The organism is Nonomuraea sp. NPDC049709 (genome assembly GCF_040674815.1).
Taxonomy (GTDB): Bacteria; Actinomycetota; Actinomycetes; order Streptosporangiales; family Streptosporangiaceae; genus Nonomuraea.
The window spans coordinates 1-11,092 of the sequence record NZ_JBFANM010000164.1; the positions used below are offsets into that span (position 1 = coordinate 1).

At 71.5% G+C, this 11,092-nt stretch carries 12 protein-coding genes; 9 read left to right on the forward strand and 3 right to left on the reverse strand.

What is annotated here, in order from left to right:
* Positions 1-1,094, reverse strand: a 1,094-nt coding sequence (locus AB0J69_RS60545) for a LacI family DNA-binding transcriptional regulator (RefSeq protein WP_364138150.1), incomplete at its 3' end; no start/stop codon positions are given.
* 102 nt (positions 1,095-1,196) lie between these two features.
* On the opposite strand from AB0J69_RS60545, the gene AB0J69_RS60550 reads away from it, so the two are divergent.
* The 5 genes from AB0J69_RS60550 to AB0J69_RS60570 are packed head-to-tail and all read left to right on the forward strand — an operon-like array spanning position 1,197 to position 5,738.
* Positions 1,197-2,426 carry an amino acid ABC transporter substrate-binding protein gene (locus tag AB0J69_RS60550; RefSeq protein WP_364138152.1) on the forward strand — a complete coding sequence of 410 codons (1,230 nt, stop codon included), beginning with the start codon at positions 1,197-1,199 and terminating at the stop codon, positions 2,424-2,426.
* A complete protein-coding gene (locus tag AB0J69_RS60555; protein ID WP_364138155.1) occupies positions 2,423-3,301 on the forward strand; it encodes a branched-chain amino acid ABC transporter permease in 879 nt (292 codons plus the stop codon). The genes AB0J69_RS60550 and AB0J69_RS60555 overlap by 4 nt, the downstream gene beginning before the upstream one ends.
* Positions 3,285-4,274, forward strand: coding sequence for a branched-chain amino acid ABC transporter permease (locus tag AB0J69_RS60560; RefSeq protein WP_364138158.1), 990 nt, complete (start codon positions 3,285-3,287; stop codon positions 4,272-4,274). The genes AB0J69_RS60555 and AB0J69_RS60560 overlap by 17 nt, the downstream gene beginning before the upstream one ends.
* A complete protein-coding gene (locus AB0J69_RS60565; RefSeq protein ID WP_364138162.1) occupies positions 4,271-5,014 on the forward strand; it encodes an ABC transporter ATP-binding protein in 744 nt (247 codons plus the stop codon). The genes AB0J69_RS60560 and AB0J69_RS60565 overlap by 4 nt, the downstream gene beginning before the upstream one ends.
* Positions 5,007-5,738, forward strand: a complete 732-nt coding sequence (locus AB0J69_RS60570) for an ABC transporter ATP-binding protein (protein WP_364138164.1) — start codon at positions 5,007-5,009, stop codon at positions 5,736-5,738. The genes AB0J69_RS60565 and AB0J69_RS60570 overlap by 8 nt, the downstream gene beginning before the upstream one ends.
* On the opposite strand, the gene cydB is transcribed toward AB0J69_RS60570, so the two are convergent.
* Positions 5,731-6,615 carry a cytochrome d ubiquinol oxidase subunit II gene (cydB, locus tag AB0J69_RS60575; protein WP_364138165.1) on the reverse strand — a complete coding sequence of 295 codons (885 nt, stop codon included), beginning with the start codon at positions 6,613-6,615 and terminating at the stop codon, positions 5,731-5,733. The genes AB0J69_RS60570 and cydB overlap by 8 nt on opposite strands.
* Positions 6,616-6,625: 10 nt before the next feature.
* On the reverse strand, positions 6,626-7,981 hold the full coding sequence (locus tag AB0J69_RS60580; protein WP_364138167.1) for a cytochrome ubiquinol oxidase subunit I: 1,356 nt from the start codon (positions 7,979-7,981) through the stop codon (positions 6,626-6,628).
* 267 nt (positions 7,982-8,248) lie between these two features.
* On the opposite strand from AB0J69_RS60580, the gene AB0J69_RS60585 reads away from it, so the two are divergent.
* The 4 genes from AB0J69_RS60585 to AB0J69_RS60600 are packed head-to-tail and all read left to right on the forward strand — an operon-like array spanning position 8,249 to position 10,996.
* Positions 8,249-8,887, forward strand: coding sequence for a carbon monoxide dehydrogenase subunit G (locus tag AB0J69_RS60585; protein WP_364138169.1), 639 nt, complete (start codon positions 8,249-8,251; stop codon positions 8,885-8,887).
* Positions 8,888-8,943: 56 nt separating this feature from the next.
* Entirely contained in the window at positions 8,944-9,840 is an 897-nt protein-coding gene (locus AB0J69_RS60590; RefSeq protein ID WP_364138171.1) for a hypothetical protein, read from the forward strand.
* Between the two features lie 35 nt (positions 9,841-9,875).
* Positions 9,876-10,550 (forward strand): DsbA family oxidoreductase, encoded by a 675-nt coding sequence (locus AB0J69_RS60595; protein ID WP_364138172.1) that lies wholly within the window; start codon positions 9,876-9,878, stop codon positions 10,548-10,550.
* A 26-nt stretch (positions 10,551-10,576) separates the two neighbouring features.
* Complete coding sequence (locus AB0J69_RS60600) at positions 10,577-10,996, forward strand: MarR family transcriptional regulator (RefSeq protein ID WP_364138175.1); 420 nt, start codon at positions 10,577-10,579, stop codon at positions 10,994-10,996.
* Positions 10,997-11,092: the final 96 nt, after the last annotated feature.

Consider the following 11,092-nt stretch of genomic DNA (forward strand, 5'->3'; position numbering starts at 1 on the left):
CGGCGATGTCCTCGTAGGCCGCCCAGTTGACCGGGACGCCGAGGTCGTAGCCGTACGCGTCCTTGAACTGCTTCTTGATCCCTGACCACCAGCTCGTGCCCGGTACGCCGGCGGCGCGGGCGCGCGGCGGGCGGCTTGAGCACCAGCTCCAGCGCCTGCCTGCCCATGCCCACCATGGGCAGCCGGACCGTGGTGAGCGCCGGATAGACGTCCCGTGCCACCGGCACGTCGTCGAAGCCGGCCACCGAGATCTCCCCGGGCACCCGGTGCCCGTGGTTGAGCAGCCACGACAGCGCGCCCACCGCCATCGGGTCGTTCAGCGCCACCACCCCGGTCAGCTCCGGGTGCGCCCGCACCAGCCGGGCGGCCGCCGCCGCGCCGCCCTCCCTGGTGAAGTCCCCGTGCACCACCGGGACCGAGCCCCAGTCGAGCCCGGCCGCGCCGAACGCCGTGCGCAGCCCCGCCAGCCGGTCCTCCACCGTGGTCAGGTTGGGCGGGCCGCCGAGCACGCCCAGGCGGCGGTGGCCCAGGTCGAGCAGGTGGCGCATGAGCGTGGCCCCGCCGGCGGCGTTGTCGGGCAGCACCGCGTCCACCGGCAGGTGGTGCCGGCCGATCACCGCGACCCGGCCGCCGGCCGTGGTGAACGAGCGCACCTCGGCCGCGATGTCGGCCTCGGTGGCCGCCTCGACGTAACCCGAGCCGGCCAGCACGATCGAGGTCACCCGATGGGCCCGCAAGGCGCGGATCCTGGCCAGCTCGGCCCGCGGGTCGCGCTCGGTCTGACTGATCAGCGCCAGGTAGCCGCGGCTCTCTGTCTCGCGCAGCACGCCCCTGGCGATCTCCCCGAAATAGGGGTCGCCGACGTCGTGCACGATCAGCCCGACCATGGACGCCTGCCCGCCGGCCAGCGCCCGCGCGTGGCTGTTGGGCACGTAGCCCACCTCGGACGCGATCGCCTGCACATGCGCCGCGAGCTGGGCGCTCACCCCCGTGCTGCCCGTCATGGCGCGCGAGGCCGTGGCCAGCGAGACGCCGGCGGCCTTGGCCACGTCGACCAGGCGGGGCGGAGAATGCGGGGAAGGTCGCTCTGCCATGCGGTGCACACCCCCTTGTACGGGGCTGAATCCCGTGTAATCGTAACCGAAAGCGCTTACGAAAGCGCTTTCGTTCCACCTCTTCTGACGGGGGTCTCCTCGATGGCAAGAGTCCGTAAGAGCCTGGCGATCATCTCCGTCTGCGCCTTAGGGCTGACCGCGTGTGCGAAGACCGACGAACCCGGCGCGGCGCAGTCGCCGGGCCAGCAGCAGGGGCCGGTGAAGATCGGCATCTCGCTCCCCCTCACGGGCGACTTCTCCGAGCCCGGCAAGGGCATCCAGGAGGGATACCAGGTCTGGGCCGACCGGGTGAACGCCAAGGGCGGCCTGCTCGGCAGGAAGGTCGAGCTGATCTTCCGTGACGACGCCTCCGACCCCAACCGGGTCAGCTCCGACTACGAGTCCCTCATCACCCAGGACAAGGTCAACCTGGTCTTCGGGCCGTTCTCCTCGCGCCTGGTGATCCCCGCGGCGAAGGTCGCCGAGTCGTACGGCATGTTGTTCGTGGAGCCCGCGGGGGCCGCCGCCGAGGTCTTCGAGCAGGGCTTCAAGCGGCTGTTCTACGCGGCCCCGGCCATCGCCGGCGACCACTACAACTACCTGGCCGACTACCTCATCAAGCTGCCGGCCGACCAGCGGCCCAAGACGGCGGCGTACGCGAGCCTGGACGACCCGTTCGCCCAGGGCACCGCGTACGGGCTGCGGGACAAGCTGGCCGCGGCCGGGATCAAGACGGTCGTGGACGAGGTGTACCCGCCCGAGACCACCGACTTCGCCCCCATCGCCGCCAAGATCGCCGCCGCCGAGCCGGACCTGGTCGTGGGCGGCACGCAGTTCGAGGACTCGGTCGGACTGGTGCGCGCGCTGCAGGAGCTGAAGGTGCAGCCCAAGCTGGCGGCGTTCTCGACGGGGCCGACGCTGGCGGAGTTCCCCGCCGCGGTGAAGGGGGCGGTCGAGCACATCGTCTCGCCCGTGGGCTGGTCGGCCACCGCCGCGTTCACCGGCAACCAGGACATGGTCAAGCGCTACAAGGAGATGTTCGGCGGCGAGGCCAACGAGGACGCGGCCAACGGCTACACCGTCGGCCAGATCGTCGAGGCCGCCGTGACCGCGGTCAAGTGCGTCGATCCCACCAAGGAGTGCCAGGACAAGCTGGCCGCGCACATCAGACAGGGCACGTTCGACACCGTCGTGGGGCCGCTGTCCTTCGACGACCAGGGGCGCCCCGAGCAGGCGCACATGATCCAGCAGTACGTCAAGGGCAAGATCGAGATCGTCCTGCCGGAGCAGGCCAAGACCGCCTCCATCGTCTACCCCAAGCAGGAGTGGTGAACCTGCTCCTGCAGGGGCTGGCCCTGGGCGTGCTGACCGGCGGGCTCTACGCGCTGCTGGCCTCGGGCCTGTCGCTGTACTTCGGCGTCATGCGGGTGGTCATGGTGGCGCACCCGGCGTTCCTGTTCCTGGCCGCCTACCTGACCTACACCGTGCACGCCACGCTCGGCGTGGACCCGTTCCTGGCGCTGCCGCTGACCGTGCCGCTGTTCTTCGCGCTGGGCGTGGCGGTGCAGCGGCTGCTCATCGCCCGGCTCGCGCCGGAGAACCTGGCGATGATGTCGGTGCTGCTGACGTTCGGGATCGCCCTCACCATCGAGGGCCTGCTCGGGACGTTCTACACGGGCTCCTACAAGTCGGTCAGCATGGAGTACGCCACCAGGTCGCTGACCGTCGGCGGGGTGCACCTCCCGTACGACAAGATCATCGCTTTCGGGGTGGCGGCGCTCACCCTCGCGGTGCTGTTCGCGGTGCTGATCAGGAGCAGGTTCGGGCAGGCGCTGCGGGCCACGATCCAGCACCGCGAGGCGGCCCGGCTGGTCGGCATCCAGACCGAGCGCGTGGCCGGGTACGGCTTCGGCGTGGGCCTGGCCACCGCCGCCGTGGGCGGGACGGTGCTGGCGCTGATCACGCCGTTCTTCCCCGCCTCCCACTGGGTGTGGATCGGCAAGCTCATGGCGATCATCGTGGTCGGCGGCCTCGGCAGCGTGGTGGGCGCGGCGCTGGCGGCCGTCCTGCTCGGCGTGGTCGAGGGCGTCGTGCTGGTCACCGTGGACGCCACCTGGGCCACGATGATGTTCTACGTCTTCCTCTTCCTGGCCCTGCTCGTCCGCCCCCAGGGGCTCTTCGGAGGCCGGCTTGCGCACCGTTTCTAGGGGGCTCCCGCTGCTGGTCGCCGCGCTGGCGATCGCGTATCCGTGGCTGGTGCCCAACTACTACCTGGTGTACGCGGGCGCGCTGACCGTCATGTACGCCGCCATGTCCACGTCCTGGAACCTCCTGGGCGGTTTCACCGGCTACGTCTCCCTCGGCCACTCGGCGTTCTTCGGCCTGGGCGCGTACGGCACCGGCCTGCTCGTCGTGCGCCTGGGCCTCCCGTGGGTGGTGGCCCTGCTCGTCTCGGCGCTGCTCGTCACGCTGTTCGCGGTCGGCGTCGGCATCGCCGCGGTACGGGTGCGCGGCGCCTCGTTCGTGATCGTCTCCATCGCGCTCGTGTCCATGATGAACCTGGTCGTGCAGGGCTGGCGCTCCCTGACCGGCGGCTCCACCGGCCTGCAGGTGCCCTCGCCCTTCCCCGACCTGCACCGGGGCCAGACGCACGTGGTGTTCTTCTACCTGTTCCTGGCGCTGCTCGGGGTCGCGCTGCTGTCCTGGTGGTACGTCTCCCGCTCCCGCTTCGGCGCGGGCCTGCGGGCCATCAGGGAGGACGAGGACAAGGCCGAGTCGCTGGGCGTGCCCACGGGGGCGTACAAGGTGGCGGCGTTCGCCCTGTCCGCGCTGTTCGTGGCGCTGGCCGGCGGGCTCTACGCGGTCTGGTTCGGCAGCCTGGACCCGATCTTCGTCTTCTCGATCCTGATCGGCTCGTACATGGTGCTCATGAGCCTGCTCGGCGGTGTCAGGCACCTGTTCGGGCCGCTGCTGGGGGCGCTCATCGTGGCGCCGGCGGGGGAGTACTTCCTGATCGCGCTGGGCGAGACGCAGATCCACCTGACCGCGACCGGCCTGGTGCTCGTGCTGGTCGTGCTGTTCATGCCGGACGGCATCCTCGCCCGTCTCACCAGGAAACGGACGGGCCCCTCCATCCCGGACGAGAGCGCCGACCAGCGACTGCAGGGGGTGGCCCAGTGACTGTCACAGGGAGCTCGCTGCGGACCGAGGGGCTGACGAAGTCGTTCGGCGGCGTGCTGGCCGTGAGCGGCGCCACCGTCGAGCTGCACGACGGGAAGATCAACGGGCTGATCGGGCCGAACGGCTCGGGCAAGACCACGTTCTTCAACATCGTCACCGGCATGATCAGGCCCGACTCGGGGCGGGTGCTCTACCGCGACCGCGAGATCACCCGGCACTCGCCGCACCGGATCGCGCACGCGGGCATCGGCCGCACCTTCCAGCTCTGCCGGATCTTCCCCCGGCTGACCGTGCTGGAGAACATGCTGGTCGCGGTGCGCCGTACCCGGCTGCGCGAGCTGCTGGCCGGGCTGCGCGACGCGGGCGAGGTCGAGCGGGCCCGCCACTGGCTGCGCCGCATGGGCATCGAGCACATGGAGGAGGCCGAGGCCCGCGACCTGTCCTACGGCCAGCAGAAGCTGCTCGAACTGGCCGCGGTCCTGATGGCCGAGCCGGACCTGGTGCTGCTCGACGAGCCGGCCGGCGGGGTCAACCCGGCGCTGATCGACCGGATCGTGGGCCTCGTCCGCGATCTCAACGCCGAGGGCCGCACGTTCCTCGTCGTCGAGCACAACATGGACATGGTGATGGGCATGTGCGACCACGTGATCGTCTTCGACCGCGGCGCGCCCATCGCCGAAGGTCCGCCGTCGCTGGTGCGGGAGGATCCGCGGGTGCTGGAGGCGTATCTCGGTGTCTGAGGTCGTACTGTCTCTGGAAGACGTCGTCGCCGGGTACGGCAGGGCCGCGCCGGTGCTGCGCGGGCTGAGCGTCACCGTCCGCGCCGGCGAGGTCGTCTGCCTCGTCGGCCCGAACGGGGCCGGCAAGTCCACCGTGCTCAAGGTCGCCAGCGGCCTGCTCGCGCCCAGGTCGGGCCGCGTGGTGCTGGCCGGGCGGGACGTGGCGGGCCTGTCGCCGCAGCGGCTGCTCGGCCTGGGCCTGGCCCACGTGCTGCAGGGGCACAGCGTGTTCCGCGAGATGACGGTGGCGGAGAACGTGCGGCTCGGCGGCTACACCGTTCGCGACCAGGCCACGCTGAACGCCCGGATCGAGGCGGTCAAGGAGCTGTTCCCGGTCGTGGGTGAGCGGTGGGGGAGCATGGCCGGGCTGCTGTCGGGCGGGCAGCAGAAGCAGGTCGAGTTCGCCCGCGCGCTCATGCTGGAGCCGTCCGTGGTGCTGCTCGACGAGCCCTCGATGGGGCTCGACCCGCGCAACACGCAGGTCGTGTTCGACCGGATCGACCTCATGCGCAGGACGGGGGTCGCGGTGCTGCTGGTGGAGCAGAACGCGCGCCGGGCCCTGGAGATGGCCGACGTCGGCTGCGTGCTCGACCTCGGCCGGGTGCACATCTCCGGACCCGCCCGCGACCTGGCCGCGGACCCCCGCCTGGGCCGCCTCTACCTGGGCGGGGCGCCCGCTAGCTGACGGCCCCCACCCTGACCCGCTTCCTGAACACCCAGTACGTCCACCCCTGGTAGACCAGGACGAACGGCAGCGCGATGAGCCCGATCCAGCTCAGCACGGTCAGCGTGTACGGGCCGGAGGCCGCCTCCGCCAGGGTGAGCCCGGGCAGCGGCCGCACCCGCAGCTCCATGAAGAGCGCCAGCGTGGCCAGCACGATGGCGCCCGCCGTGGCCGCGAACGCCCAGCCCTCCCTGCGCCGCCAGATCAGCGCCGTGGCCGCGGCCAGCGCCGCCATGGAGGCCAGCGCGGGGGCCGTGCCGAGGCTCGACAGGGCGAACACGGCCACCGGGATGGTCACGGCGCCGGCCGCCATGGCGACGGTCCTGGCGCGGCGGCGGACCGGGCCGGTGGTCTTCAGCGACAGGAAGACCGCGCCGTGCAGGATGCACACCGCCAGCGTGAACCCGCCGCCGAGCAGGGCCGCGGGCACGCTGTCGTGGAGCAGGTCGGCGAAGACCGCGCCCCACAGGAACGCCGGGAGCGCGCTGCCCACCACGATGCCCAGGTCGCACCAGACGGGGTTGGTCACCTTGCCCCGCCACTCCAGGCCCACCCCGCGCACGATCAGGCCCACCAGGATCAGCGTCACTGGCAGGTAGAAGGCGCTGAACACGCCCGCGTACCAGGCCGGGAACGCGGCGAACATGGCCCCGACGGCGGTGATCAGCCACACCTCGTTGCCGTCCCACACCGGGCCGATGGTCTCCAGGCCGGCGCGCTGCTCGGCGGCGTTCCTGCTCACCAGCGGCGCCAGCAGGCCGACGCCGAAGTCGAAGCCCTCGAGGACGAAGTAGCCGGTCCAGAGGAAGGCGATGATGGCGAACCACAACTCGATCATTGTCTGCTCCTCAGTACATCAGCGACGGCTCGAGCCGCTCGGCCGCGGGGGCCGGCGCCGGCTCCTCGACGCCCTTGCGGACGTGCCGGGCCAGCAGCACGACCTCGGCCACGGCGAGCACGCCGTACAGCAGCGTGAAGATCGTCAGCGAGGTGGCCACCTCGGCCAGGCTCACGCCCGGCGACACGCTGGAGGCCGTCAGCAGCTCGCCCGCGACCGTCCACGGCTGGCGGCCGATCTCGCTCAGCAGCCACCCGGCGATCACCGCCATCAGCGGCAGCGGCAGCGCGAGCAGCAGCGCCCGCGACAGCCAGGCGGGGAACGGCCGCCTGCGCCGGGTCAGCCACAGGCCGAGCACCGACAGGCCCACCGTGGCCAGCCCGAACACGATCATCACCCGGAACGACCAGAAGACGATCGTCTGGTCGGGGCGGTAGTCGCCGGGGCCGAACTGCTCCTCGAAGCGCCGCTGCAGGTCCTCGGTGCCCTGGACGGTGGCGTTGAGGTCGTTGGTGGACAGGAAGCTCAGGACGTTCGGGATCTCGATGCCGGGGACGACGCTGAACGGGGCGCCCGCCGTGTCGCGCTCCAGGCCCTCGGCCGAGGCCAGCTTCATGGGCTGCTGCTCGTACATGAGCTTGGCGGACATGTCGCCGGTGCCCGCGACGACCGCCCCCGCGATCGCCGTCATCACCAGCGCGGCGCGGGCCGCGCCGCGCCACATCGCCCGGTCCTGCGCGATGCGGGTCCGCAGCAGCCAGTAGCCGCACACCGCCAGCACGAACCCGCCCGCAACGATGAACGCCGCCCCGATCACGTGCGGGACCTGCGCCACCGCCGTGGAGTTGGTCAGCACCGCCCACAGGTCGGTCATCCTGGCCTTGCCGTCCACGACCTCGTAGCCGACCGGGTGCTTCATCCAGGCGTTTGCAGCGAGGATGAAATAGGCCGACAAATTGGACCCGATGGCCGCCGCCCAGATGCACGCCAGGTGCGCCTTCTTCGGCAACCGGTCCCAGCCGAAGATCCACAAGCCCAGGAACGTGGACTCCATGAAGAAGGCCAGCAGCGCCTCCATGGCCAGCGGCGCCCCGAAGACGTCGCCCACGAAGACGGAGTACTCGCTCCAGTTCATCCCGAACTGGAACTCCTGCACGATGCCGGTGACCACGCCCATGGCGAAGTTGATCAGGAACAGCTTCCCGAAGAACTTCGTCAGCTTCAGGTACTGCTCCTTGCCCGTGCGGTGCCAGGCCGTCTGCAGGCCGGCCACGAAGATCCCGAGACCGATGGTCAAGGGCACGAACAGAAAGTGGTACACGGTGGTCACCCCGAACTGCCACCGCGCAAGGTCAAGTGCGTCCATCTTCCCCGCCGACTCCTCAGCTCTACACGCTGTAGTACATCTACCTGTAGTAGTACTACAGCCTGTAGAGCAATGGGGTGCGACCTTGGTCACATCCCCGTGCTGCTGGTTGCTGAATGTCGAGAATGCCGCGGGAACGCGGCCCGGCGCGTCACCCGCCGGGCTGATGGGTCCGTACGCCGTTGGGCGGACCCGATCCGCGAACCGTACCCGCCTCTGGCAGGTGTTGCCCTTATCCGGCCGGTCCCGTCTGCCTAGAGTGTCGGCATGAACGTGGCGGGCAGTGCGGTGATCGGCGTGGACAGGGATCGGGCGTGGGCGGCGCTCCGGGATCCGGAGGTGCTGGTGCGCACCATCCCCGGGTGCGAGCGGCTGGAGGAGACGGGGCCGGACACGTACCGCATGACGGTGAATGCGGGGGTGGCCTCCGTCAAGGGCGTCTACCAGGGGGAGGTGGCGCTGACCGACCCGCTGGCGCCGGAGAGCTTCACGCTCAAGGCGCGCGGACAGGGCGCGCCGGGGACCGTGGACGCCACCGTGCTCGTGCGGCTGAGCGAGGTCGAGGGCGGCACGCGGGTGGACTACGACGCCGAGGCGGTCATCGGGGGCATGATCGGCGGGGTCGGGCAGCGGATGCTGAGCTCGGTGGCCAAGCGGACGGCGGCGGAGTTCTTCTCGGCCGTCGACGAGCACCTCCGGGCGCCCGCCGAGGTGACCCCCGTGTCCTCCGGTGCGGCGGCGCGCCCGGAGCAGGGCCAGGCGGTGTTCGAGCGGCCCGCCAAGCGCCACACGGAGACGCGCCCGTGGGTGATGCTGGCCTCGTTCGGCATGGGCGCGGGGGTCGCGCTGGCCGGGGCGGCGGTGGGCTGGCTGCTCGGGCGGGGGTCGCGCCGCCGGGGCGCCTGAGGTTGATGGCGGCACGGACTCTCGCGGAAAAGGATCTCCGGGCGTAGCGTGGCGGTATGCGGCAGGCACATGCTGAAGACGCACGAACCGAGGCCAGACGAGTCGTACGCAACCTCCTGGGTGAGGAGCGCCCGACCGCCGAGATGCTGATCGGCGACGTGCGCCCCGTGCTCGGGGACGACCGCACCGACCGCACGCTCGAGCTGGCCCTGGGGGCCTCGCTCACCAGGCGGTCGGCGGAGCTGGCCGCCATCGCCGCGCTCCTGGTCGGCACCCGCGAGCTGGGCGAGAGTTGGTGGACCACGTCCAGGGGCGGCAAGCTGCCCCCGCCCGACGAGGTGGTGCGCACGGCCGTGGCGATCGAGCCGTGGACCGACCTGACCGCCCTGGAGATGCTGGCCGCCTGGATCTCCGACGACGCCGCCGACCAGCTGTGGGGCGCGGCCGTCGCGCAGGTCGACCTCAACTCCTGGCAGGCCGAGGACCGCTTCGAGCTGCCGCCGGGGGTCAAGCCCGGGCAGCGGCTCGTCGTGCACTTCGACGCCGGAGGGCGGCTCGACGCGGTCGTCACCCGGCGGCCCGACGAGGATCTCGGCTCCAACCTGGACTTCCAGTCCCTGCGCTACTCGCGGCCCGCCGAGGCGCAGTGGAGCTGGGGGGTGGCGGCCGGGCTCGGGCCCCACCGCCTGCCGGGGGAGGACCCCGACCCCTACGCGCGCCAGGTCCCGTCCGCCGCCGTCGGCATCCTGCGGGCGTGGGCGGTGCGCCACGGCGCCTCCCGCGAGCAGCTCGGCGAGCGGTGGGAGACGGTCGGCGACGTGGTGGCCGCCATCGAGCGGGTGGACTGGATGTGGCGCAGCGGCGAGTGGTTCGGGTGGTGGCGGGGAGCGTCCGCGTTGGTGGACGACTCGGCCTACCTGCCGTACCGGCTGGAGGAACTGGCGGCCGGCTAGGAATCTCCGCCGGCCGGGATGGGTTGTCCCCGGACATGAAGGTGGAAATTTTCTCCGACGTCGTATGCCCCTGGTGTTACATCGGGCACGCCAGGTTCGCCAGGGCCGCTGACCGGTTCCGGGCCAAGGGCGGCACGATCGAGGTGACGATGCGGCCGTTCCAGCTCAACCCCGACGCGCCCGCCGAGGGTGGCGGGTCGCTGATCCCGGAGCTGGAGCGCAAGTTCGGGCCCGACGCGCGGCAGATGGTGGAGCGGGTCGTCTCCGCCGCCGCCGGTGAGGGGCTGAAGCTGGACTACGACAAGGCCGTGAACGCGGGCACGTTCGAGGCGCACCGCCTCATCGAGGTGGCCTCGGGGCAGGGGCTCGGGCTGGAGATGGCCGAGCGGCTGTTCCGCGCCTACTTCACCGAGGGGCGCAACGTGGCCGACGCCGGGGTGCTGGCCGAGCTGGCCGCCGAGGTGGGCGTGCACGACTCCGGAGAGGGCGCCGAGCAGGTGCGCGAGCAGCTCGCCAGGGCGCGGTCGCTCGGGGTCAGCGGGGTGCCGCTGTTCCTGTTCGAGGGGAAATACGCCGTGTCGGGCGCGCAGCCGGAGGACGCCTTCGCCGCCGCCATCGACGAGGTGGCCGAGCGGACCGGGCAGACGCCGATCACCCAGCTCGCCGCCCCGGCGGACGGGTGTGACGACGACGGATACTGCGCGGTCTGATCCCGGTCCGGTGGGAGAATCGCAGGGTGTCGAAACGCCGCCTTGGATACCTGCTCAAGCACGCCAACCTGCGCCTGACAGACCTGACGGGCCCGGCGCTGGAGCCGTACGGGATCGACGGGCGTGAGTTCGCGGTGCTGTCGGTGCTGGGCACGCCCGAGCCGCTGTCCCAGCTCGAGGCGGCCCAGCGCCTGGGGATCGACCGGACGACGATGGTCGCCCTGGTGGACGCGCTGGAGCGGAAGGGGCTCGTGGGGCGCCGGCCGCACCCCGGCGACCGGCGCAAGAACATGGTGGAGCCGACCGGGCGCGGCCGCGAGACGCTGGCGGAGGCCACGCGCGCCGTGGACGCGGCCGAGGCGGCGTTCCTGGCCGTGCTGCCGGAGGAGGACGCGCGGCTGCTCAAGGATGTCCTGGAGCGCCTGGTGCGGGCCCCCGCCGGCTAGCGGCAATGCCGGGAAGTTAGGACGGCTGGCGGTTGCGTCAAGGTGTTCGGCTGAACCAGAGACATGAGAACGGAGATCCAGTAGAACGGGTGATCT